Origin of the sequence: Nocardiopsis tropica (assembly GCF_042660575.1) — a bacterium.
Taxonomy (GTDB): Bacteria; Actinomycetota; Actinomycetes; order Streptosporangiales; family Streptosporangiaceae; genus Nocardiopsis; species Nocardiopsis tropica.
This window is the reverse complement of sequence record NZ_JBHSUF010000023.1, coordinates 74,278-95,561: the sequence shown is the minus strand read 5'-3', so window position 1 is coordinate 95,561 and position 21,284 is coordinate 74,278. Positions and strand designations below refer to the sequence as shown.

24 protein-coding genes and 1 pseudogene are annotated in these 21,284 nt (G+C 72.2%); 5 read left to right on the top strand and 20 right to left on the bottom strand.

What is annotated here, in order from left to right; genetic code table 11:
- Positions 1-13: 13 nt before the first annotated feature.
- Positions 14-898 (bottom strand): CPBP family intramembrane glutamic endopeptidase, encoded by an 885-nt coding sequence (locus ACFQBR_RS28685; RefSeq protein ID WP_344181068.1) that lies wholly within the window; start codon positions 896-898, stop codon positions 14-16.
- Between the two features lie 39 nt (positions 899-937).
- Here ACFQBR_RS28685 and ACFQBR_RS28680 point away from each other — a divergent pair, with 39 nt between their 5' ends.
- Positions 938-1,621 (top strand): TetR/AcrR family transcriptional regulator C-terminal domain-containing protein, encoded by a 684-nt coding sequence (locus ACFQBR_RS28680; RefSeq protein ID WP_267948525.1) that lies wholly within the window; start codon positions 938-940, stop codon positions 1,619-1,621.
- A gap of 251 nt (positions 1,622-1,872) precedes the next feature.
- On the opposite strand, the gene ACFQBR_RS28675 is transcribed toward ACFQBR_RS28680, so the two are convergent.
- The 16 genes from ACFQBR_RS28675 to ACFQBR_RS28600 all read right to left on the bottom strand — a co-directional run bounded on the left by ACFQBR_RS28675 (position 1,873) and on the right by ACFQBR_RS28600 (position 14,889).
- Positions 1,873-2,508 carry a histidine phosphatase family protein gene (locus ACFQBR_RS28675; protein ID WP_267948526.1) on the bottom strand — a complete coding sequence of 212 codons (636 nt, stop codon included), beginning with the start codon at positions 2,506-2,508 and terminating at the stop codon, positions 1,873-1,875.
- Entirely contained in the window at positions 2,505-3,659 is a 1,155-nt protein-coding gene (locus ACFQBR_RS28670; protein ID WP_344181071.1) for an ABC transporter ATP-binding protein, read from the bottom strand. The genes ACFQBR_RS28675 and ACFQBR_RS28670 overlap by 4 nt, the downstream gene beginning before the upstream one ends.
- Positions 3,656-5,434: an ABC transporter permease gene (locus tag ACFQBR_RS28665; RefSeq protein ID WP_344181073.1), complete on the bottom strand. Its 1,779-nt coding sequence runs from the start codon at positions 5,432-5,434 to the stop codon at positions 3,656-3,658. Before ACFQBR_RS28665 ends, ACFQBR_RS28670 begins: the two co-directional genes overlap by 4 nt.
- 154 nt (positions 5,435-5,588) lie before the next feature.
- Positions 5,589-6,755, bottom strand: a complete 1,167-nt coding sequence (locus ACFQBR_RS28660; protein WP_344181075.1) for an extracellular solute-binding protein — start codon at positions 6,753-6,755, stop codon at positions 5,589-5,591.
- Positions 6,756-6,834: 79 nt separating this feature from the next.
- Positions 6,835-7,662 carry a MurR/RpiR family transcriptional regulator gene (locus ACFQBR_RS28655; protein WP_267948530.1) on the bottom strand — a complete coding sequence of 276 codons (828 nt, stop codon included), beginning with the start codon at positions 7,660-7,662 and terminating at the stop codon, positions 6,835-6,837.
- 339 nt (positions 7,663-8,001) lie between these two features.
- Positions 8,002-8,460, bottom strand: coding sequence for a gas vesicle protein K (locus ACFQBR_RS28650; RefSeq protein WP_344181077.1), 459 nt, complete (start codon positions 8,458-8,460; stop codon positions 8,002-8,004).
- Positions 8,461-8,487: 27 nt separating this feature from the next.
- A complete protein-coding gene (locus tag ACFQBR_RS28645) occupies positions 8,488-8,793 on the bottom strand; it encodes a gas vesicle protein (RefSeq protein ID WP_378554891.1) in 306 nt (101 codons plus the stop codon).
- Complete coding sequence (locus tag ACFQBR_RS28640) at positions 8,790-9,581, bottom strand: GvpL/GvpF family gas vesicle protein (protein WP_344181079.1); 792 nt, start codon at positions 9,579-9,581, stop codon at positions 8,790-8,792. The genes ACFQBR_RS28645 and ACFQBR_RS28640 overlap by 4 nt, the downstream gene beginning before the upstream one ends.
- The gene (locus tag ACFQBR_RS28635) at positions 9,568-10,026 is read right to left on the bottom strand and encodes a gas vesicle protein (RefSeq protein ID WP_344181081.1); all 459 of its coding nucleotides are present in this window, start codon (positions 10,024-10,026) and stop codon (positions 9,568-9,570) included. Before ACFQBR_RS28635 ends, ACFQBR_RS28640 begins: the two co-directional genes overlap by 14 nt.
- Positions 10,027-10,132: 106 nt before the next feature.
- Complete coding sequence (locus ACFQBR_RS28630; protein ID WP_344181083.1) at positions 10,133-11,374, bottom strand: SRPBCC family protein; 1,242 nt, start codon at positions 11,372-11,374, stop codon at positions 10,133-10,135.
- A complete protein-coding gene (locus ACFQBR_RS28625) occupies positions 11,361-11,954 on the bottom strand; it encodes a hypothetical protein (protein WP_344181085.1) in 594 nt (197 codons plus the stop codon). Before ACFQBR_RS28625 ends, ACFQBR_RS28630 begins: the two co-directional genes overlap by 14 nt.
- 21 nt (positions 11,955-11,975) lie before the next feature.
- The gene (locus tag ACFQBR_RS28620; RefSeq protein ID WP_267948537.1) at positions 11,976-12,224 is read right to left on the bottom strand and encodes a gas vesicle protein GvpG; all 249 of its coding nucleotides are present in this window, start codon (positions 12,222-12,224) and stop codon (positions 11,976-11,978) included.
- A 41-nt stretch (positions 12,225-12,265) separates the two neighbouring features.
- Positions 12,266-12,997: a GvpL/GvpF family gas vesicle protein gene (locus tag ACFQBR_RS28615; RefSeq protein WP_344181088.1), complete on the bottom strand. Its 732-nt coding sequence runs from the start codon at positions 12,995-12,997 to the stop codon at positions 12,266-12,268.
- Complete coding sequence (locus ACFQBR_RS28610) at positions 12,994-13,410, bottom strand: gas vesicle structural protein GvpA (protein ID WP_267948539.1); 417 nt, start codon at positions 13,408-13,410, stop codon at positions 12,994-12,996. Before ACFQBR_RS28610 ends, ACFQBR_RS28615 begins: the two co-directional genes overlap by 4 nt.
- A 72-nt stretch (positions 13,411-13,482) precedes the next feature.
- The gene (locus ACFQBR_RS28605) at positions 13,483-13,791 is read right to left on the bottom strand and encodes a gas vesicle protein GvpO (protein WP_267948540.1); all 309 of its coding nucleotides are present in this window, start codon (positions 13,789-13,791) and stop codon (positions 13,483-13,485) included.
- Between the two features lie 198 nt (positions 13,792-13,989).
- Entirely contained in the window at positions 13,990-14,889 is a 900-nt protein-coding gene (locus ACFQBR_RS28600) for an aminoglycoside phosphotransferase family protein (RefSeq protein ID WP_344181091.1), read from the bottom strand.
- A gap of 201 nt (positions 14,890-15,090) precedes the next feature.
- On the opposite strand from ACFQBR_RS28600, the gene ACFQBR_RS28595 reads away from it, so the two are divergent.
- Complete coding sequence (locus ACFQBR_RS28595; protein WP_344181093.1) at positions 15,091-15,834, top strand: MBL fold metallo-hydrolase; 744 nt, start codon at positions 15,091-15,093, stop codon at positions 15,832-15,834.
- A 115-nt stretch (positions 15,835-15,949) separates the two neighbouring features.
- Here ACFQBR_RS28595 and ACFQBR_RS28590 read toward each other — a convergent pair whose 3' ends face one another.
- Positions 15,950-16,159, bottom strand: a complete 210-nt coding sequence (locus ACFQBR_RS28590) for a hypothetical protein (RefSeq protein WP_344181095.1) — start codon at positions 16,157-16,159, stop codon at positions 15,950-15,952.
- A 387-nt stretch (positions 16,160-16,546) separates the two neighbouring features.
- Complete coding sequence (locus tag ACFQBR_RS28585; protein ID WP_344181097.1) at positions 16,547-17,248, bottom strand: AAA family ATPase; 702 nt, start codon at positions 17,246-17,248, stop codon at positions 16,547-16,549.
- A gap of 564 nt (positions 17,249-17,812) precedes the next feature.
- Between ACFQBR_RS28585 and ACFQBR_RS28580 the strand changes: the two genes are divergently transcribed.
- The 3 genes and pseudogenes from ACFQBR_RS28580 to ACFQBR_RS28570 all read left to right on the top strand — a co-directional run.
- Positions 17,813-19,255, top strand: a complete 1,443-nt coding sequence (locus ACFQBR_RS28580) for a hypothetical protein (RefSeq protein WP_344181098.1) — start codon at positions 17,813-17,815, stop codon at positions 19,253-19,255.
- 86 nt (positions 19,256-19,341) lie between these two features.
- Entirely contained in the window at positions 19,342-19,668 is a 327-nt protein-coding gene (locus ACFQBR_RS28575) for a hypothetical protein (protein WP_344181100.1), read from the top strand.
- Positions 19,569-20,969: pseudogene (locus ACFQBR_RS28570) on the top strand (tyrosine-type recombinase/integrase); the annotation flags it as partial. The gene ACFQBR_RS28575 and the pseudogene ACFQBR_RS28570, both read left to right, overlap by 100 nt.
- 171 nt (positions 20,970-21,140) lie before the next feature.
- On the opposite strand, the gene ACFQBR_RS28565 reads toward ACFQBR_RS28570, so the two are convergent.
- A complete protein-coding gene (locus tag ACFQBR_RS28565; RefSeq protein ID WP_378554896.1) occupies positions 21,141-21,272 on the bottom strand; it encodes a hypothetical protein in 132 nt (43 codons plus the stop codon).
- Positions 21,273-21,284 lie beyond the last annotated feature (12 nt).

The following is a 21,284-nucleotide window of genomic DNA, read 5'->3' as shown; positions in this document are numbered from 1 at the left end:
GGTCGGGAGGGCTCTAGCGCTGGGGGGCGTCGGTCCCGCGCAGTCCCAGGCGGCCGCGGGTGACCACCACGAGGAACACCGCGACGAGGGCGACCAGTGCGACCTCGGGGGCTCCGGCGGGGTCTCCCACCGCGGCCCCCTTGAGGCCCGAGACGACGTTGATCGCGGTGTGGGCGATCACCGCGGCGAGCACGCCGCCGCGGGAGGAGTTGAAGACGTGGCCGAGGACGACCGTCAGTCCGACGCACAGCAGGGCGTAGGCGGGGAAGTACATCTGCGCCTGGACCGTGCCGGCCATGGAGAACAGGGGGGCGTGCCACACCGCCCAGACCGCGCCGAGGACCGCGTTCGCCGCGAGCGGGGGCAGCGAGCCCTGGAGCCGCGGCAGCGCGAATCCGCGCCAGCCCAGCTCCTCGTTGCCGCCGCCGACCAGGGCGATGAGCAGGAATTGCACGGGGACCGCCATCAGCGCGGCGTCGAGCGCGGCCCCGTCCACCGTCGCCCCCTGCAGGCGGACGGCGATCACGCCCGAGGCCGCGATGGCCAGGACCGCGAGCACCGCGATCGCGTAGGGCGTGACGCCGCCCCTGCGCAGCGGCGAGTACCGCCGGAAGAGGGCGCCCACCCCGGACCTGCCCTCGGTCGCGGCGGTGACGAGGACCGCCGCCGCCATCGGGCCGAAACTGCCGACGAGCACGGCCGGCATCGGGTTGGCGCCGTCGAGCAGGAGCGTGCCTCCCCACCAGGCGATCCAGGAGAAGGCGAAGGCGATCACCAGGAAGGCGGTGAGGCCGCGCGGTGCGAGGACGGTCGTCCGCGCCGGGTCCACCGCGGGGGCGGTGGGGGCGGAGGGACGGGGATGCGTGGAGAGGTGCTCGTTCTTCATGCCGAGAAACATACACTGTTTGAGAAAGACATACAACGTAGGTTCCGTTGTATGCTGTCGGACATGGCAGAACCACGATCCGACCAGCAGTTCGACAGCGTCTTCAGCCGCCCCGAGCGCCGCCGCCGCACCCAGCCGGCGCTCACCCGGGAGCGCATCGTCACCGCGACGATCGGGCTGCTGGACCGGGAGGGCTCCTCGGCGCTGACGATGCGCAAGGTCGCCGCCGAACTCGGCGTGCACGCGACGAGCCTCTACTGGTACGTGGAGCGGAGGGAGGACCTCGTCGACCTGGCGGTGGACGGCATCCTGGCCGACGCCGCGGCCGTCCTGCCGGGGCCCGACGCCCCCTGGGACGCCGCGGTGAAGGAGACCGCGTACCGGTTCTACGCGGCTCTGACCGCGCACGCCTGGGCCGCGGAGTTCGCCGGGGCCCGGCCCCTGGTCGGGCCCAACGCGGTCGCGCTCTCGAGGAGGATCATCGCCGCGCTCCAGCAGTGCGGGGGGAGCGAGGAGGAGCAGGCGGTCGCCATCCGGGCGGTGTCCAACCAGATGCTCGGCGCGGCCACGTCCGCGGTCGCGGTGCGCGCGATGCGCTCCAGGGACTCGGGCGAGCACGACGGGGCGGTCGCCGCCGCCGTGTCGGAGCCGGACGCCCTCGCCGTGGAGAACGACTACTTCGACCAGGTGCTGGACCTGGTGCTGGACGGGGTCAGGGCCCGCCGGGCGGGGTAGGCGGCCCCGTCCCGCCGGGGTCGCGGGCCGTTCCGGGGCGCACGCCCGACGGGGCGGGCCCCGTACACGACGGGAGGACCTCTCCGTCGCGGAGCCTGTCGGGGAGTCCGCCGGGCACGGCGGCGGGGCCGGCCAGGCGGGGCCGGCACCACCGCCGGCGGCGGCCGTGCCGTCGGGGCCGCGGGCCCCTGGGGCGCGGACCGGAGGCCGCCCCGGCGGGGGGCTCCCGACCGGTCCCCGTCCCGCGGCCGTCAGTCCGGCGGGTCCAGCGGCGACATCGCCGGCGAGTAGTTGAACAGCCGGAGCCTGGCCGCCCCCGGTTCGAGGAGGGACGCGGCCCCGGGGTCGACGTCGACGATGCTGAGGCTGGCCGGGTGGCTCGGGACCGTGCGGGCGGGGTCGAGCCCGACGGCGGCCGTCAGGAAGGCCCGCGCCGGCCCGCCGTGGGTGACCGCCATGAGCAGCTCGTGCCCGCCGTCCGCGGCCCGCCGCACGGCGGCGTCGAGCCCGGCGACCACCCGCTCGGTCAGCTCGCCGAAGCTCTCGGCCCCCGGCGGGTGGAACCGCCCCGCGCGCCACGCGGCGTACACGCCGCCGTCCTCCGCCCTGACCTCCGCCGAGTAGCGCCCCTCCCAGCCGGCCAGGTACGCCTCGTTCAACCGGGGGTCGCGCGCGTCCGGACGGACGCCGAGCACCTCCGCGGTCTCCCGCGTGCGGCGCAGGCCCGAGGTGACGACGTACCCGGGGGCCAGGTACCCGACCGTCTCCGCCAGGGCGGAGACCTGCCGCCGCCCGGCCTCGGACAGCCCGACGTCCCGCTGCCCCTGGAGGCGGCGCTCCTCGTTCCACGCGGTCTCGCCGTGGCGGACCAGGAGAAGCCGCATCATCCGGACACCTCGGCGTCCAGGAGCTCACCGGAGGCGTCGAAGTACGCGTCCGGCGCCGACGGCAGGCGCACGCCGAGCGCGTCACCGGGCAGCAGTCCGACCGGCGTGTCGCGGGAGACGTGCATCCGCGTCCCGTCGGGGAGGTCGACGCCGATGACCCACCTGTCGGCCATCGGCACCTGGTCGGCGAACGTCGCCTCCACACACCCCGGTTCCGACGCGTCGGCGGCGATCCCGACCGAACCGGCCCGGTACATCGCCCTGACGGTCCCGCCCCCGGACGGGGGCGGGGCGGCGCCGCAGTCGACGCCGAACGCCCGCAGCCTCCCCTCGTGGACCCGGCACTCGACGATGTTGGCCGGGGGAGTGCCGATGAACGTGGCGGCGAACGCCGTGCGCGGCGACTCCAGCAGTTCCCGCGGCGTGCCGAACTGCTCGATCCGGCCGTCCTTCATGAGCGCGATGTGCGTGGCCATGGTCATCGCCTCGACCTGGTCGTGGGTGACGTAGACGCTCGTGGCGCCGCTGGAGCGGTGGACGCGCATGAGCTCCCCGCGGGTCTCGACCCGCAGCCTCGCGTCGAGGTTGGACAGCGGTTCGTCGAAGAGCAGCACCTCGGGCTGCGGCGCGATCATGCGGGCGATCGCCACGCGCTGCTGCTGCCCGCCGCTGATCTCCCCCGGGTACCGGTCGGCGAGGTCGGAGATCGCCAGCATCGACAGCACCCGGTCGCCCCGGGAGCGGCGCTCCTCCTTCGGCCACCTCGCGACGGTCAGAGGCCACTCGATGTTCTGCCGCACCGTCTTGTGCGGCCACAGCGCGTAGGACTGGAAGACCAGCCCGGCCCCCCGCTCGGCGGGCGCCACGAGCGCGGTGCCGTCGCCCCGGGCGATGACGCGGTCCCCGAACCGGATCTCGCCGCCGGTGGGGTTCTCCAGCCCCGCGAGCATCCGCAGGGTCGTCGTCTTCCCGCAGCCGGACGGGCCGAGGAGGACGAGGAAGGAGCCCGCCGGGACGTCGACCGAGATGCCGTCGACGGCCGCGGTGCCGCCGAAGTCCTTCCGGAGGTCGGTGATGGTCAGGGAGGCCGAAGACGCCTCGGAGCGCATGCCGGTCCTTTCCGCCCGATCGGTGCCGATCGTGGAGGTCATGAGTTCGAGTTCCAGGGCTGGGCGGCGCCCTCGAAGCGCCGCGCGATGATGGTCGCCGCAACCGATATCACCGCGATGACGACGGTGACCGCGTTGGCCGACTGCGTGAAGTTCTCCGACGAGTACTGGTAGGTGAGGACGGCCAGGACGGGCATCGCGGGGGTCGCCAGCAGCACGACGAGGGAGAGGTCGCGCACCATCTGGACGAACACGAGCACCCCTCCCGTGAACAGGCCGCGCGCCGTCAGGGGAGCGATGACGGAGCCGATCCTGCGGAACAGCCCCGCCCCCGCCATCACCGCCGACTCCTCGACGTCCTTGGACACCTGGCCCAGCGCCGAGGTGCCCGACCGGACCGCGAACGGGATCGTCGCCGCGATCCCGGCCAGCACGAGGATCGCGAACGTCCCGTACAGGCTCGGGATCGGACCGATGGGCGCACCGAACTGCGCGATGAACGCGGCGCCCAGCGCGATGCCGGGGATGAGGAACGGCACGAACGAGAGGACGCCCATGGTCCCCCTCAGCCACCTCGGCCCGCCGGAGCGGGTGATGACGTAGGAGACGAGCAGGCCGAGGACGCCCGCGCAGACCGCGACGCACACCCCGAGGAGCACGGTGTTCCAGGTGGCCTGGAGGATCTGCGGGTTGTTCAGGATGCCCCGCTGCCCCTGGGCGAGGGCGGGGTCGGAACCGCCGATCCAGTAGTGGAGGGTCAGGCCCGACGAGAAGTCGTTGGTGCGCAGGGTCAGCGAGCTGAACACGAGCACCAGGCCGGGGACGACGGTGGTGCAGGTGACCAGCAGCCACGCGACCGCGGCCACCGGCCGCGCCCACGGCCCCAGGTCGACGCCCCGGCGGCGGCCGCCCTTGCCGGTGATCGTCGCGAAACTGCGCCTGCCGCCGGTGATCCTCGTCGAGGCGTACATGATCATCGCGGCCACGAGGATGAGCACGATGGACAGCACGTATCCGCGTGAGACGTCGCCCGTGGAGATCGCCCCGTACAGGCGGGTCGAGAGCGTGTGGAACCGGACGGGCAGGCCGAGGAGCGCGGGTGTGACGAAGTTGGAGACGCCCTCGGCGAAGGCGAGCAGGGCGCCCGAGACCATCGCCGGGGCCACGACGGGCAGCGCGATGTCGCGGGCCACGCGCATCGTCGGGGCGCCCGTCAGCTCCGCGGCCTCCATGAGGTCGCCGTTGACGCTCGCCAGGGCGGCGGCGACGAGCATGAACGACAGCGAGAAGTAGTGGGCCGTCAGGGTCGCGGCGATCGGCACCGGCCCCCAGGCCAGCCAGTCGGGGACGGGGATCCCCAGGTTCATGAGGATGCCGGTGGAACCGCCGATCAGGTCGTTGCGGAAGACCGACTCCCACGCCAGTGCCAGGGCGAAGCTCGGCAGGGCGAACGGGATCGTCGCCAGGAGGCCGAGGATCCCGCGCCCCGGGAGCCGGGTCATCACGACCACCCAGGCGAGGAAGCCGCCGATCACCGTGGAGCCGGCGGCGGTGGCGACCCCCATGAGGACCGAGTTGCCCATCGGCCTCCACAGGAGGTTCTCCGACATCGGGCTGGCGAAGACGTCCGTCCACGCCTCGCGGTTGCCGGCCGTCAGGGTCGTGTTGACCAGCCCGAGGAGCGGCGCGACCACGAGGACGGCGAGGACGAGCAGGGTGCCGGCGCCCAGTACGGCGGTCGGCTGCCCGAGGGCGGTCCGCGCACGTGCCAGCGTGCTGCCGACCGTCGTGCGGCGGGGGGCGGGTGCCCTCTTCATGGAATCCTCTCTCAGGGGCGGGGGGACCGCCCCGGGACGTGTTCCGCGGCGCGGCGCAGTGGGGGCGCCCGGGGACGCGCCCCGGGACGTGTTCCGCGGACGCTCCCGGCCGGCTCGGCGCTCGCGAGGCCCGGAACGGTCCGCGGAACGCGGCCTACAGGGTCAGCAGGAAGTCGGCGACGTCGTCGCGGATCTGCGCCGTCTCCTCGGGGGAGATGTCCCAGGCGCCGAGCTCGTCGAGGGAGACCGCGCCCCCGGGGGCCGCCATGTCGGTGCGCACCGGGTAGTCGCCGGGGACGTAGAAGGGGTCGAAGGCGGGGCCGCCCGTCTCCGATTCGTCGCCCATGAGGAAGTCCGCGACCAGCCGGGCGGCGGCCGGGCTGTCGGAGTCGCGCACCATGCCGATGTAGGCCGGGAAGGTGATCCCCGGCGAGGGGGCGGTCCCCAGGGAGGCCTGGAGCGCCCACCCCTCCTCCTCGTTGTCCCGGCGGTCGGAGTAGGAGGTGAAGCCGACCGGCGGGTCGTCCTGGCCCGCCGCGCCCACCGCCTGGTTGACGTTGTCGGTGTCGTCGACCAGGACCAGTCCGTTGCCGTACAGGTCCTTGACGAACTGCTGACCGGCGTTCTCGACGCCGTCGTCGAGGACGACCTCGGTCCCGAAGTGGTCCAGGTGCGCCTGCGCCATCGCCTCGGACTGCCGCACGATCTCGGCCACGAGGTCGAGGTAGTCCCCGCGGACCGCGGGGTCGACCATGACGACCCTGCCGTTCCACTCCTCCTCGGTCAGCTGCCACAGGTTCCCGACCGGGGAGCCGTCGGGATGGGCCTCCTCGTTGTACATGAGGACCTTGGTCGAGAGGCGGTTGGCCAGCAGCGGCTGACGGTACTCCTCGGGAACGGTCTCCGCGACCCGCGGCGGGACGTAGTTCTGGAGGATGCCGCCCGCGACGAGCTCGGTGATGACGACCGGGGCGTCGGAGATGTAGGCGACGTCGGCCGACGGGGTGCTGGCCTGCGACTCGGACCGCAGCCGGGTGATCTGCTCGGAGGAGGAGATGTCGTGGCCGATCAGGTCGATGCCGGGGTACTCCGCCTCGAACGCCTCCTCGACCGAGGCGATGCGCGAGGTGAAGGAGTAGACGGTGACCTCGCCCTCCTCGGTGGCCAGTTCGACGAGTTCCTCGTGGGTGGCGTCGTCGAGTTCGTGGGGGTCCGCGCCCCCGTCGGCGGCGGGGGTCTGGGGGGCGCCGCCGCCGCAGGCGGCGAGGGAGACGGCGAGGGGGAGGGCGACGGAGGCGGAGAGCATTCTCGAAAAGCGCATGACAGGTCCTTTGTGTCAGTTCTCGCGCAGGTGGGGGAGGGGGGCGGGCACGGACGCCGGGGGACTGCGGCCGGTGGCGTCAGCCGAAGTCCGTGAGCAGGCCGTCCAGCCGGTCGAGGGCGGGGAGGATGACGTCGGGGTGCCGCTGGGCGACGGTGAGCACGATGGCGTTGGCGATCATCATCGGGACGCTCAGGGAGGAGAAGCCCTCCTGGTGTCCGCGCGGGGCGGACAGGACGGTGGTCGGGGCGGGGTCGAGGGTGTGGAGGGTGTCCGTGATCAGGACGGAGCGGGCGCCCACGGCGGAGGCCCGGGCGTAGAGGTCCGTGAGGTTGCGCGGGGCGCGGCGGAAGGCGAAGGACACGACGACGTCGGACTCCGACATCGCCAGCACCCGTTCGGCGACCTCGCGCCCGGGGCCGACGAGGTTGACCGAGTGCATCCCGAACCGCCGCAGCCGTCCGTCGAGGAGCTCGGCCAGGATCCCCGCGTTGCCCCGTGCGAAGAGGTGGACCACGCGCGCGCCGACCAGGAGGTCGGCGACCTCGTCGATCTGCGACTGGTCCACGTGCCTTCCGACGGCCGCCAGTGATTCGAGCTCGGTGGCCAGGAGCGTGTCCAGGACGCGGCCCTCTCCCCGGAGCTCCGCGCGGAACCGGTCGCCGGCGCCGTTGAGGTGGGCCTCGCGGTCCTCCCGCAGGTCGTCCCGCAGTTCCAGGTACCCCTGGTACCCCAGGCGCTGCGCCAGGCGGGTGGCGGCGGCGGGGTGCACCCCCGCGCGCTGGGCGACGTCCCCGCCCCGCCACAGCGGGGCCTCCGCCGGGTGGGCCAGGAGTTCGTCGAGGAGGACGCGGTCCGACCTGGTCAGCCGGTCGCGGTACTCGTTCACACGCTCGTGGAAGTTCACGACAGTGACGCTACAGCAATTTTAATTGCGTGAGTATGACCTTCTGCAATTTAAGTTGCGGTTCATGGGGCCTTCACCCCCAGGTCGGACGGGCGCCCGGTCCCGCGGAGGAGGGGCCTCTGCCAGGCCCGATGCGTCCGCGACCCCGGACACGGGGCCGCCCTCCGGACGGCGGGGGCACGGGACTCCCGTGCAGACGGCGCGCCGCCCCGCCCGGTCGGGTTCCACGGGCGGGGCGGCGCGGTGGGAGGGGCCCCGGGGCCCGGCGGTCGCGGTCCCGGGGGACGGTCCCGGGGCGTGTCCGCGGACGCCTGCGGCGGGCCCCGGGGCGGTCGGCGGTCAGCCGTCTCCGCCGGGGAGCAGGGATCCCAGCGGACCCAGGTCGAGGTTGAGGTCGGCGGCGGACAGGCCGTAGCGCTCGCGCAGCTCGGTCATCCGCTCGTCGAGCAGCATCAGGGTCATGCCGATGCGCTCCTCCTGCTCCTCGGTGAGGTCGCCCTGGTCCACCCGGCGCAGGGCCTGCCGCTCCATGAGCTGGCGCACCAGCTCCACCACCGTGAGCACCAGTTTGATCAGGTCGCGTTCCACCGTGTCGGGTTCGGTCTCGATCCTGTGGCGCAGCCTCTGCTGCTCCGTCCGCGGTTCGGGGGCGGCCTCCCCGCCCCGCGCCGTGCCGTCCAGCGCGTTCTGGAGCTCGCCCAGGAGGTCGCGCCCTCCACCGGCTTCGGAGGCCCCGTCCAGGTCGCGGACGACCGCCCCCGCCGTGTGCTGCCGGGAGTCCCCGGTCCCTCCTGCCATGCTGTCCCCCTTCGGTGAGGTCGGGTGTCAGTCCTGACGGATCCATCCGGCCAGGGGATGGCCGTGCTCCCACGGCGAGGGCACGTCCTCGTTGATCGAGGACACCAGCGCACGCAGGGACACCCGGACCAGGTCGACGTCGGCGATGGAGACGGTCAGGTCCCCCGTGATCACCACCCCCTTGGCCAGGACGCGGTCGAGCAGGTCGACCAGGGAGATCTCGCGGTTGGCCAGGGGGTGGTCCTCGTCCAGCATGCGCGTGAGCGAGTAGGGGCCCGGGGCGGAGCCGGACGCGGACCCGTCACGGGCGTCCGGGCCCTCCACCGGACTCATACGCCCACCCCCGGGGAGGCGAAGGAGTAGGGCGCCCACGGCCCGGAGACCTCGACCCGCGTACCCGCCGACGCCCGGGAGTCCAGCTCGCGCACCGTGTCGAGGAAGGCCTCCACACGGGCGTCCTCCACCAGGTAGGCGGTGTTCATGACGTTCTCGCCGGGGGCCTCCGAGAGCGCCGAGTCCTGGGGCCGGTGGTGCTCGCGGGCCCGGGACAGCGCTCCCAGCACCTCGTCGGCCTCCTCGCACAGCCGCGCGGCCCGCTGCCAGGCGTCGTCGCGGCTCTCGCGCTGCTGCCTGCGCCTGCGGAGGTAGGCCTTGCCCGGGCTCTCGCCCGGAGGCGCCGCCTCGGCCCGCGGCGCGTCCTCGGGACGGCGCGCGCCGGTCTCCGCGTAGACCTTGACCCCCAGCTCGACGCAGCCCTCCAGCCGCCGCAGGACGGCGTCGAAGGACGCGTGCTCCTCCCGGAGCACCTGGCGCACGCGCCCGTCCCCGCGGTAGACCGTCGCCAGCCTCAGCGGCACGGCCACGGTCCGGCGGGCGGTCCTGTCGACGACGCCGTGGTGCGCCCTGGCCACCGCCTCCAACCAGCGCAGGTCCTCGAGGTTGGCCTGGAGGGCCGCCTCGTCGAACTCGTCCAGGGGGACGGCGCTGACCACGGCGGCGAGGTCGCCCTCGGCCACGAGGTGCACCGGATGCCCCCCGACCCCGGTCGCCCCGTCGAGCGCACCGGCCCCGGGGGGACGGCACACGGCGTAGACGTAGCTCGCGTATTCAGCCCTGTCCATGCTCCTCCTCGCCGTCGGTCCCGGCCCCGGAGGCCCCGCCTCCCAGCGCGGCGGCGCCGGCCGCGTCCTCGGGGGAGGCGTCCGCCCGCCCGTCCGCTGCGACCTGGGGCGCCCGTCCCTCCTCCAGCGCGGCGATGCGCTCGCGCAGGAGCCGGTTCTCCTCCTCCAGCTCCTCGTCCCCCCGCTTCATCGCGCGAGAGGACAGCGCGGGGTCGTGCTCCCACCAGTCGATGCCCATCTCCTTGGCCTTGTCCACCGAGGCGACGAGGAGTCGGAGCTTGACGGTGAGGAGCTCGATGTCGAGGAGGTTGATCTTGATGTCGCCGGCGATGACCACGCCCTTGTCGAGCACGCGCTCCAGGACGTCGGCGAGGTTGGCGGACGAGGAGCCTCCGGAGGAGCGGATCTGCCGGGGCTCGCCGCGCCACGGTGTCGGTTCACTCACGGGTCCCCCCTTCCTCCGCACCGGGCCGGGGCGCACGGGTGCGGGTCACGGGCACGCCCCCGTCGGCTTCGGCGCCCCGGCTCCCGGACCTGCGGGGCCGCCCGGCTCAGGAGCGCTCGTCGGCGCGGGGCTCGTCCTCGTCGACGTACTCCTCGTCGTCGTCCAGGTCCTGTTCGTCCGCCTCATCAGAATCCTCGTCCGCAGGCTCTTCATCAACGGGCTCCTCGTCCTCGGGCTCTTCGTCCTCCGGCTCCTCGTCGAGGAGTTCCTCGTCGGTCTCCTCCGGGTCCTCCTCCAACTCCTCCGACGCCTCGCCCCGGGGCCCGTCCCCGTCGGACGGACCGTCGTCGGGGTCGTCCCCGTCGTCGGGGTCGTCCTCGTGCGGGGGGCCGGGGTCCAGCTCCGCGAGCCGCTCCCGCTCCTCCGGGTCCAGCTCCGCGAGTTCGGCGGCCTCGTCCTCGTCCAGCCGCGCCAGCTCCTCCCACTGCTCCTCGGAGAGGCCGGCCTCCTCGAGCTCCAGGGCGTCCTCGTGGGAGAGGACGACCTCGCCCTCGCGCACCTCCCCGCGCCAGCCCTGCATCTCCTCCGCCTCGGACAGGGCCATCATCATGACCTGGCGCCGATAGTGCTTGAGGTCCAGCCGAAGGCGTCGGCCCTGGGCCCTCCAGAGGTTGCCGGTGCGCTCGAAGAGGCCCTTGGGGTAGTACTCCACCACCAGCAGGACCCGTGTGAGGTTCTCCCCCAGGGGGTGGAAGGTCACCGCCCCCTTCATGGTGCCCTTGGCGGCCTCCGTCGACCAGGCGATCCGGTGGTCCTGCACCTGCTCGGTGACGGCGGCCTTCCAGCTCCGGCTCGACCAGAAGACCTTGCCCTTCCAGTGCGAGGTGGTGTCGCCGGTCTTCTCCACGCTCTGCACGCCCTCGGCGAAGGAGCCGAAGTCGGGGAAGCGGGTCCACTGGTTGTAGGCCACACGCACGGGGACGCCGACGTCGATGTCCTCGACGATGTTGACGCTCTTCGAGGGCCTGCCGCCCCCGCCCCCCTTGCCGAAGGCCTTCCCGGCCTTGTTCTTGAGGCCCTTGGCCCCGCCGGTGACCACGGCCTTGGCCGGGCCCTTGCCCTGGACGAGCTTGCGGCCGACCTCGCCCACCACGGGGGCGCCGGCGACACCTTCGCCGGACAACCGCCCGACCGTGCTGCCGAGCTTGCGGGCGGCGCCGGTCACCACACTGCTCGCCTTGGCGCCGACGTAGTCCTGGACCGCGTCGGCGAGCCTGGAGGTGCCCTCGTTCCTGTCGGCGGCGGAGCGCAGGCGGGCCAGGGGGCCCTCGGACTCAGCCACGCCCATCACCGTCCTCCTCGCCGCCCTTGCGTGCCGGGCGCTTGCGCTGGGCGGCCTTGCGCGTACCGCTGCCCGCCTTCCCGGCGGCGCCCGCCGCGGCCCGCCCCGGCGCCGTCTTCCTCACCTTGGCCTTGCGCCCGCCCTTGTCGGGGGAGGACCCCTCGGAGTCCTTCTCGGAGGAGGGCGCGCCGGTGTCCTCGTCGTCCTCGCGGGCCCCTTCCCCGTCCTCGGACCGCTCCGACCCGCCGGTGACGGTGTCCGCCGCGCCCTTCCCGGCGCCGGACCGGAGGCTCTCGGTCCGTTCGTTGAGGGAGTCGGCCAGGGACCCCGCCCACTTGCCGGCCAGGTTGCCCGCGGCGGCCTTGCCCACGTCGAGCAGCTGCTCCCGCGACTGGTTCCTCAGCTCGCCCACCAGAGGCAGGGAGGAGACCTCCTTCAGCAGGCCCTGGGCGAGCATCTGGGGCTTGATGTCGAGTTTCTTCGCGCCGAGGTAGAGGCCGAGCCCCAGGGCGAGCTTCAGCTTCTTCTTCCGGCCGAGGATGTAACCGCCTACGGCGGCGGCCACGATTTTCGCCGTGTCACTCACGGGTTCACACCTCAATGTCGTCTATCGGAGACCCTGGTACCTCTCGGCTTCCTCCAGCTCGTCCAGCAGCTCGTCCTCGAGCCTGTCGAACTCGTCCGCGGACAGCTCGCCCCGGTCGAACCGCTCCGACAGTTCGGCCAGGCGCTGCCGGATCCGCGAAGGGTCGTACACCTCCCGCTCGGCGGCCTCCAGGACCTGGCGCGCAGTCCAGTCCGCGAACCGGACCGGAGCGACGGCGGGAGCGGTGAGGATCGTGCGGAGAAGGCCCATGCGCCCTCCTCTCGTTCGGGCCGGGGCGGTCGTGCCCCGGTTCAGCGCGGCGGAGCCGTCACGAAGCTGTAGGGGGGAAGCGGGCCGTTGACCCGGATCTCCAGGAGGGTCCCCCACTTCTGCTGGAGCTCACCCGCGACGCGGAGGAGGTCCTCGGTCCGGTCCTTCCGGACCAGGAGCGAGACGTTGGCCAGGCAGCCGCCCACGAGGGGGCCCATGGCCACGCGCTCGGCGTGCGCGGCCAGGGGCCGGGTGACGGCCTCGGCGTCGCGCTGCCTCAGAACCTCCAGGGCCTGGGAGACCTGCTCGCCGAACTCCATCTGCTCGGCGGGCGTGCCGCCGCCCGAGGCGCGCAGGGCCTCGTTCCTGGCCCGGAGCGACTCGTCTTCGAGGAGCACCAGCCGCAGCGCCGCCTCCTCGATGTGCGTGGCCTTGACGTTGAACTCCACCCGCTCGGCCAGCCGGGCGAGCAGCTCGGAGTAGTGGTCGGCCCCGCGGTCGAGCTCGGCCGCGACCGCCTCGTCGTCCGCGCTCACCGCGCCGAAGCGCAGTGGCAGGACGCCGTGCCCCTGGGCCAGGGTCTGGAGCACGTCCTGGTGGGCCGTCAGGTCGCGCCGCTTGGCGCGGAGCCCCTCGGGTGCGTCGCTCGCCGCCGCGGCCAGGCCGCCGGCGCGGACGAAGCGCAGGGGGGCGGGGCTCTCGCCGACCCCGGTGAGCTTCAGGCGGTCGAGCGACTCGTCGTCGCGGACGATGCCGTAGACGTACGTGCTCATTCGTCCTCCTTCTTGGCGGAGGCGCGGCGGCGGGAGCGGGCCGGGGCCTTCTCCTCACCCCTCTCGTCGTCCTGCCCCTTGGAGAAGGACTCGGAGATGGCCTCGGCGGCGCCGGAGAGCGCGCCCTTGGACTTGCTGCGCGCGCCCTTCTCCATGCCGCCGTTCACCAGGTCGGGGAGCCCGGCTCCGCCGCTGCTGGTCAGGTCCAGGCGGTTGCACGCCTCGGCGAAGCGCAGGTAGGTGTCGACGCTCGCGATCACGATACGGACGTCGACGGTGAGGAGTTCGATGCCCACGAGCGAGACCCTCGCGAACACGTCGACCACCAGCCCCTTGTCGAGGATGAGTTCCAGGACCTCGTAGAGGTTGCCGGAACTCCGGCCCCCGCCGGAGGACTGCTGCATCACGGTCATCGGAATCGTGCTCCTTTTCGTCAGTGAAGAACCGAAGGGCAGATACTCCTGTCCAGTGCGCAGAAAATGGGGTCATGTCCCGTCGGAACGGCCTCGCGTGTAGCGTTTCACGCGCCGGTAGCCCTGGATTTCACCGTCCGAGTCGAGTTCCACGGAATAGGTGGCCAGCATGCTCACCGTGTCCGGGACGCGTCGTAACTCGAGTGTCTCCAGGTTCAGGCTCCATCCTTCGCCGTCCCGCTCGAAACTGGAAACGCTCTCGACTTCGATCCCGGTGATCTCCTCGAACTGTTCCCGGGCCTCCCGCAAGCGTTCCATCATTGATTTTCTGCCTGGGGAGCGAGGCGGGGGGCGGCCTTCGCTTCCATTGTCTTGGCTCATGGATCTCCTGTCCAATGGCCATTGTCCGAATTCGTTCTTCCTGCCCTCAGGACTAACCACTACCACGAAAAATCCAGGCAAAACGTCCCGCTGGTCAGAGGCGGGGGAGAAGGGCGTGTTCCACCAGGCAGGGGGCGCGGAGCCGGTTTCGGGAGGCGCCGCCGGGAGCGGGGCGCGAGACGGTCCGGACCGGCACGCTCACCGGGTCGCGCCGGTGATCCGTTCCAGGGTCCGCCGCCCCGTGCGGCTCATGGCCGGATTGCTGTACCGGTAGTACCAGACCAGCCCCATCGCCTGCTGGAAGGCCCAGGCCCGGCCTCGCTCCCACTCCTGGTCGCCGCTGCCCAGGGCCTCCCTGAACGCGTGCCTCGGCCCTTCGTCGAGCAGGTGCCAGGCACAGACCAGGTCCAGTGCCGGGTCCGCAGGCCCCAGACCGCCGACGTCGAGGACCCCGGCCAGGCGCCCGTCCCGTACCAGCAGGTTGCCGGGGATCAGGTCGCCGTGGCACATGAGGTCGGGCTCCTTGCTCCGGGGCAGCTCCCGCATCCCCTCCCAGAGCCCGCGCAGCCGCGGTACGTCCAGCAACCCCTCGCTGCGCTCCAGGCACGTGCGCATCCACGCGTCGTGGTCGGCGATCCGGCCGCCGCGACCCGCTCCCCGGAACGTCCGGCCGTGTGTGTCCACGGCCCGTGCCCCGCGGACGAACTCGGCCAGGTCCAGGGCGAACCCCGTGCTCCCGCCCGGGTCGAGCCGGTCGGCCGGGGTCCCCGGCAGCCAGGTCTGCACCGCCCACGGCAGCGGGTACCCCTCCCGCGGCCCCCCGATCGCCACGGGAGCGGGGGTGGCGAACCGTGTGCGCCCGAACAGCTCGCGTGCGGCCGAGGCCTCCGCCCGCAGTCGGCGGCCGACCTCCCCGGGGTCACCCGGCCGCAGCGGGAAGCGCACCGAGAACCCCTCGCCCAGGCGGAACACGGCGTTGTCCGTGCCCCCGGGGAGCACGGGCGCGAGCGGCAGCCCGGCCCACTCCGGGAACTCGGCGGCGACGATGCGGGCAGCCCACTCCGCGGACACCGCGACCTGGCCCTCGTGCATGTCCATCGACCCAGTCTGGCCGCCCCCCGCCCGGCGGCGCACCCCGTTTTCCGGCCCGGCCCCGGGCGGAGGAACCGCCGCGGTCCGGCCACGACCGTGTCCGGCATCCTTGCCGAACCCATGGCCCCGGCACGCTTGACCGGCCCAGGTCGGCCCCACAGGCTGGGAGGGGAGAGCACAGCACGGTGCCGACGAACGAGGTTGCCCATGCCCACCCGTACAGTCGCCGACGGCGTCCACCTCGTCACCCACGCCCACGTCAACTGCTACCTGGTCGAGGACGAGGAGGGCGTCACCCTCGTCGACGCGGGCCTGCCGAGCATGTGGCCCATGGTCCTGCGAGCCCTCGAGGAACGCGGCCGAAACCCGGACCAGGTCGGGGCGCTGGTGCTCACCCACGGTCATTTCGACCATGTCGGCCTCGCGGCACGGGCACAACGGGAATGGGGGGTGCCCGTGCTGGTCCACCCGGGCGACGCGCGCCTGGCGGCCCATCCCTACCGGTACTCACCCCAGCGCAACCGCTTCCTCTACCCCTTCGCCCACCCCCGCTCCCTGCCCCTGCTCGTGAGCATGGCCGCGGCCGGGGCGCTGAACGTGAAGGGGGTGGAACGGGTCGAACCACTGGCGACCGGAACCGCCCTGCCGGTGCCCGGCCGGCCCGTCGCCGTTCACACCCCCGGCCACACGGACGGCCATTGTGCCCTGCACCTGCCCGACCGCGCCACCGTCATCAGCGGCGACGCCCTGGTCACACTCGATCCCTACACCGGGCGGACGGGTCCGCAGATCGTGGCCTCCGCCGCCACCAAGGACACGCGCCAGGCCCTGGCCTCCCTGAACGCCCTGGCGGCCACGGGCGCCGCCACCGTCCTCCCCGGCCACGGGCAGCCCTGGACCGGAGGGGTGGAAGCCGCCGTACGCGGGGCCCTCGACGTCGGTGAGCACTGAGGGAGGCGTCCTGCCCCGCGTCTACGGGGAAGACCACCGGAGCCGCCGAGGAGCCGGGGCCCGGACGGGCGCCCGGCCCCTGCCCGTTCGCAGGGGACCGGAGCCGGCGAACGCCTCAGGCGCGGTCGTGCTGCTCCGACCGCCGGTGCGCCTTCCACGCCCGGTGGAGTCCGCGCCGACGGTCGTACTCCTTCTTCGCCCGGTTCTGCGGATCGGTTTCGGGGGACTGGGACGCCGGGCCCATGACGTGCAGGAGCGCGTAGTTGATACGGAACCCCGTCCTGTACAGCAACGAGAACGAGTCCTTCCCACGCGGCTTGTCCATGGCCGTCCACCTCACCGTTCGCCGGGATCGCGGACGTACGCCGCGAGAGTGCAGTCGAGCAGAGAACCCATCACCGCGAAGATCCGCGGCCTTCCCCGCTCAGCAGCGTATCCGCCCGCTTTTCGCCCTCCCGGTCGGCCCGCCCTACACGGGGCCTCGCCCCGGGCCCGGCGTCTGACACGGGGACGACATCTCCCGGGCCGCGCTGCGGCGGCGTCCCGTTCCGGCCGCGAGGTCGGACGTGAAGGTGCGCCCGGCCGGGCTGGACCGTGTGACGACGCCTTCGCCTGGGACGCCCGCCGGACGGTGTTCCCGGACGTGGCCGGGGCCACCGCCGCGCTGCTGCGCGGATCCCCGGTCCGGAGCGGGTTCGGCCGACCGGTGCCGCTAGGTATCGGACATCACGAGTTCGAGCTCGCCAGGGGGCGACTCCCTCGCGGTGTACAGGGGACCATGGATATCCGCGCAGGGACCGAAACGGATCCAGGCCAGCTCCTGCGCCCGGTGCCGGTCGAGTGCGAGCAGACTGCGCACGCCCGGCGCGAACGCCGTCGGCCTGCGCCGGGTGGCCGCGCGGAGCCGTCGCCAGCGCCGCGAATGCGCCCGGTGGCTGCGCTCGGACACCCGCCGCCCCCGGGCGTCCTGCCCGTTGCGGGCCTCCCGCGGGGTGGCGTCGATCATCACCACGTGCATCTCGTACCGGCGGAGTCGGCAGAGCAGGGCGAGCAGCACGCGGACCGGGCTCCGGGTCCCGCACTCGTGCAGCACCACCGGGCCGCCGCGCAACGCCGCGGCCACCCGGACCAGGTGCAGTACGTGCACCACCCAGCGCCACAGCGGGTAGGGGATCCGCCCGAGCAACGGTCCCAGCCGGTACCGCGACTGCAGCGAGTCGATCACCCGCACACCCTCCGCGGTGAGCACGGTCCGCTCCTCGTTCTCGCGGAGTCCGAACAGCCGCCGCAGCAGGGTGCTCTTCCCGGCCCCGGGCACCCCGGAGACCAGGACCAGCGATCGCCGGGGGTAGACCATGCCGCGCACCGTCGCGTCATTCACCGCGGGCACGTACCGCGCCAGCCCTTGGAACATCTTCGGCAGCTCCTCCGACCTTCGCGCCGGTGAGGTGCGGCCCTGCAGTGGCCGCGTCACCGATGTCATTGACGCTACCGGGCATCGACGGCTCCGGAAAATGCAGGACACTCCAAGCCGATACCGGGGAGCCCCCCAGGAGCACCTCAGGGCCTACGGTCCCAGATGAGGGTGGGGGTTCATCGACCCTGGCCTGCGGTTTCCTCGTGGTCCGGGTGTGTTGACCCTCGGATCACAGATCGCTTGGGAACCGCCTCGATTCGTGGATTCTCTATGCCGGTTCTACGGCTCTTGTCTGTCCATGCGTGGAAGATCAGCAGATCCGCCCTTGCACCTGAGAGCGAAATAGGCCACTCTTGCCGTCATGATCACGCAGATCTCATGGAAGGGCGGCCTCCGCCCGGGCCTTTGAGCCCCTCTGAGTGGACCCTCGGCGCTCCTGCTGACGGACGATCCACTTTTCTTCAACACGTCACCTCTCTTTTCGCCGAGCACGGTGAACCTCCCTGGCCGGACGACGGCTACCCGTTTCCCGACGATCCGCCCGACTGGGCCAACAACGTGATGCACAGCGTTGTCCTCGACGGGATCCGCACCCACCACTTCGGGATCGACTCGAAGACGGAACGGGCCGACACCCTGGCCGAGGTCGTCTCACGGACCGTCGAGGGACCGCCCGACGTCGCTGCCGCGCAGCTCTTCCACGACGCGCTCGCCGACACCGACGCCCTGACGGTCGTGGACCATCTCCTCGAACCACTTGCCGCACGCAAGGTGTCCCGTCGCCGTACACGGGTCCTCGCCCGGTGGACGGTCGAGCACGGCACCCACCGCAACGCGATCAAGATCGCGCTCGCGCTGCTGGGATTGTGCGGAGACGAACGCGAACGAGACCTCTTCCTCCTGCTCGGGTCGCTGGACGAGTTCACCCTCTACGCGGCCGTCGCGTTGCGGCGTGCCGTACCCGACCCCGAACCGGACCTGTTCCGTCTCGCCCGGCGGGCCACGGGGTGGGGCCGCATCCACGCGGTGAAGCGGCTGGCGGGTACCACCGACCCCGCCGTACGCGCATGGCTGCTGCGTGAGGGGTTCCGCAACGGTGTCATGAACGAGTACCTCGCCCACTTCGCCGCAGTGAACGGCGGGCTGGTGGAGGCCCTTGCCGGCGACGGGGCCCAAGGGGACGTGGACGACGCACTGCTCGACGGTGCGGGCGGCATCCTCAGCGCCATGGCCCTGTCCGAGGGCGGCCCGGCCGAAGGACTGGCCGACTACCCGGACGCGCCGGCCGCGTTGGAGCGCTACGCCGAACTGATCGATACCGCGCCCGCCACCCTGGGGCGCCTCACCGGCCTGGCTGTCATCCGCGACCACTTGCGCGCCGGGCCCGAGGGACTGGCGCACTCGGCCGACAAGGTCGCCGAACTCGGCCGACGGTTCGCCCGCGTACTGGAGCGTTCCGCATGGGAAGCGCAGGTCCGTGCGGGTCTGGCCGACCCGCAGGCAAGGGATTTCGCCGTTGCGCTGGGGGCGGCCGACCGCCTGGGGATGAAACCGTTCGACGATGTCCTACGGCGTCTGCGCATCGCACCACAGGACTCCTCCGCCTGGCACTGGGCCTTCCGCTGGGTCGCCCCCGAGCGTGTGAACGAGCTCGTGGGACTCGCCGGGGCCCTCTTGCCGATGGACGAGTTGTCGACAGGACCGTCCGAGGCGTCGTCGGTAGGACCCGGGTACGAGAACGACCGTGCCTTGACCAGTGTCCTGCACTGCCTCGTCCACGTCCCGGGATCGGGCTGGCCGCTCATCCGTGCCGGCCTGCGCAACCGCTGTATCGGGGCACGTTCAGCAGCGATCGCCGCTCTGGAAGGGTGGCCGGACGGGTCCTTGCCGACGGAGGCGACATCCGTGCTCCGCTCGGCTGAAACCGAGGAACCGCACACCACGACCAGGGAAAGAATGTCAGCGCTTCTGGGACGAATGGATCCTGGTTCCGGGAAGGCCTGACGTCTGGATGACAGCGGCCCGGATCTGCGTTCGCCGCGGATCCGGGCCGTGCTGTTCGCCTGTCCGAGCGAGGTGCGTCGAACCCGGTGGAAAAGCACGCACACCGCTACTCGCGCGACCGGGACCGGGACCGGCGTGCGGCCGACCTCGCCTACCAGCGCCCTGAGAAGCTGATCGATCCCTTCACCAGGATGATGGCCGCCTGCCGTGTGCTGCTCGTGCCGGGCGGGGTGGTCGTGGTGACCACGCACCCCTATCGCACCCGGGGCAGGCTCGTGGACCTTCCCGGACAGGTGGCCCAGGCGGACCGGCGGGCGGGGCGTGGAACCCCCGCCACGGAGAATGGGGCTACCAACTCGAACTGCCCCGCACCCGCGACGGTCGACGGCGCCAGGCCCGCAGGACGGGCCTGACTTCACAAGAGGAGGCGTGGGAGGCACTCGACCACCTCAAGGTGCTGCTCGACCTGGCCCGGCATGAAGAAGAGGTGCGGGTCCAGATCGCCGACCTGATCCAGGACTCCTTGCGGAAACGCCGTCCGCTTCCGGACCTGGAGGAGACACGTGCGCGGGTGGCGATGGCGGTGGACGTGCGCACCGAACCACCCACCCTCGCCGCATGGCTCAAGGAGTGGCTCGCCGGCAAGCCCGACCTCGCCTCAGGAACCCGTGCTTCCTACGCCGGCCACATCCGCAAGTACCTCGCCCCGCACCTGGGCACGATCCGCCTGGACCGGTTGCAGGCCCGCCACGTCGAGGCGATGTTCGCAGCCATCGAGGAGACCAACACCCGCATTCTCGAGTGCCGAGAATCCGAAGACCCCCGGGTGCGGGTCTTGGTGCGCGGGCAGCGGGTCATCGGTTTGTCGAGCAAGCACCGGATCCGCGCCACTTTGCGCAGCGCCCTGTCGGACGCGGTGCGCAGCCCGGAGGCGGCGGTGTCGGTCAACGTCGCCTCCCATGCGAGGTTGCCCTCGTGTCCGAGGAAACGCCCGCTGGTGTGGACTCCGGGGCGGGTGGCCCAGTGGAAGAAGGACGGGACGATCCCGGGGGAGGTGATGGTGTGGACTCCGGAACAGACCCGTACCTTCCTGGAGCACGCGCGCAGGTATGTGTGGTTGCACCCGTTGTTCCACCTGATCGCCCTCAAGGGCCTACGGCGGGGCGAAGCCGTCGGGCTGCCCTGGGCGGACACGCGACTGACCGACGCTGAGGCTGATATCCGTACCCAGGTGGTGCAGTTGTCCTGGGAAACGTTCACTTCGACGCCGAAGAGTGAGGCGGGTCAGCGCACCATCACCCTGGACGCCGACACCGTCAAGGTGCTGCGGGGGTGGAAGAAGTTCCAGAACCAGGCCCGCCTGAAAGCCGGGGCCGAGTGGGCGGATTCGGGGTTGGTGTTCACCCGCCAGAACGGCTCAGGGTGGCACCCCTCGCATGTGAGCGACTGGTTCGCCCGCATCGCACGGGCAGCCGGACTCCCACCGATCACGTTGCACGGGCTCCGCCACGGGGCCGCCTCGATGGCGCTGGCCGCGGGAACGGACGTGAAGGTGGTCTCAGCCGAGCTGGGCCACTCCACCACCCACTTCACCCAGGACACCTACCAGAGCGTGTTCCCGGACGTTGCCAGGGCCGCGGCCGAGGCGACCGCCGCTCTGCTGCGCGGAGCGGCGGCGCCGGCTGGGTCGGGTGGTGTGGTGCCGGTGCGGTAGCCGGTACCGGGAAGCACACCAGGAGCACCACGAGGCGCTCTGCCCCAGGTGAGGATACGGGTTCAACCGTTCTGGCCTGGGGTTTCCTCGTGGCTGGGGCGGGGTGACCATCGGATCAAAGGTCTCCTGAGTAAGGCTTCCTTCGTGTGGCCGGTTTCATGGATCTGAGTCTCAGAAGTGACACGCTTGTCGTTGTTCCTGCGGGAGATCGGCCATGGCCACTTCGCAACGGACGTCCCACAGGCGTGCGGTGCCGTCGTTGCTGCCGGTGGCGAGGGTGGTGCCGTCGTGGTTGAAGGCCACCGAAGTCACGTC

Bases quoted from the DNA above. Each gene is read 5' to 3' on its own strand.
- ACFQBR_RS28685 (WP_344181068.1), bottom strand. From the start codon at position 898: ATGTTTCTCGGCATGAAGAACGAGCACCTCTCCACGCATCCCCGTCCC.
- ACFQBR_RS28680 (WP_267948525.1), top strand. From the start codon at position 938: ATGCTGTCGGACATGGCAGAACCACGATCCGACCAGCAGTTCGACAGC.
- ACFQBR_RS28675 (WP_267948526.1), bottom strand. From the start codon at position 2,508: ATGATGCGGCTTCTCCTGGTCCGCCACGGCGAGACCGCGTGGAACGAG.
- ACFQBR_RS28670 (WP_344181071.1), bottom strand. From the start codon at position 3,659: ATGACCTCCACGATCGGCACCGATCGGGCGGAAAGGACCGGCATGCGC.
- ACFQBR_RS28665 (WP_344181073.1), bottom strand. From the start codon at position 5,434: ATGAAGAGGGCACCCGCCCCCCGCCGCACGACGGTCGGCAGCACGCTG.
- ACFQBR_RS28660 (WP_344181075.1), bottom strand. From the start codon at position 6,755: ATGCGCTTTTCGAGAATGCTCTCCGCCTCCGTCGCCCTCCCCCTCGCC.
- ACFQBR_RS28650 (WP_344181077.1), bottom strand. From the start codon at position 8,460: ATGGCAGGAGGGACCGGGGACTCCCGGCAGCACACGGCGGGGGCGGTC.
- ACFQBR_RS28645 (WP_378554891.1), bottom strand. From the start codon at position 8,793: ATGAGTCCGGTGGAGGGCCCGGACGCCCGTGACGGGTCCGCGTCCGGC.
- ACFQBR_RS28640 (WP_344181079.1), bottom strand. From the start codon at position 9,581: ATGGACAGGGCTGAATACGCGAGCTACGTCTACGCCGTGTGCCGTCCC.
- ACFQBR_RS28630 (WP_344181083.1), bottom strand. From the start codon at position 11,374: ATGGGCGTGGCTGAGTCCGAGGGCCCCCTGGCCCGCCTGCGCTCCGCC.
- ACFQBR_RS28620 (WP_267948537.1), bottom strand. From the start codon at position 12,224: ATGGGCCTTCTCCGCACGATCCTCACCGCTCCCGCCGTCGCTCCGGTC.
- ACFQBR_RS28615 (WP_344181088.1), bottom strand. From the start codon at position 12,997: ATGAGCACGTACGTCTACGGCATCGTCCGCGACGACGAGTCGCTCGAC.
- ACFQBR_RS28610 (WP_267948539.1), bottom strand. From the start codon at position 13,410: ATGACCGTGATGCAGCAGTCCTCCGGCGGGGGCCGGAGTTCCGGCAAC.
- ACFQBR_RS28605 (WP_267948540.1), bottom strand. From the start codon at position 13,791: ATGAGCCAAGACAATGGAAGCGAAGGCCGCCCCCCGCCTCGCTCCCCA.
- ACFQBR_RS28600 (WP_344181091.1), bottom strand. From the start codon at position 14,889: ATGGACATGCACGAGGGCCAGGTCGCGGTGTCCGCGGAGTGGGCTGCC.
- ACFQBR_RS28595 (WP_344181093.1), top strand. From the start codon at position 15,091: ATGCCCACCCGTACAGTCGCCGACGGCGTCCACCTCGTCACCCACGCC.
- ACFQBR_RS28590 (WP_344181095.1), bottom strand. From the start codon at position 16,159: ATGGACAAGCCGCGTGGGAAGGACTCGTTCTCGTTGCTGTACAGGACG.
- ACFQBR_RS28585 (WP_344181097.1), bottom strand. From the start codon at position 17,248: ATGTTCCAAGGGCTGGCGCGGTACGTGCCCGCGGTGAATGACGCGACG.
- ACFQBR_RS28580 (WP_344181098.1), top strand. From the start codon at position 17,813: ATGCACAGCGTTGTCCTCGACGGGATCCGCACCCACCACTTCGGGATC.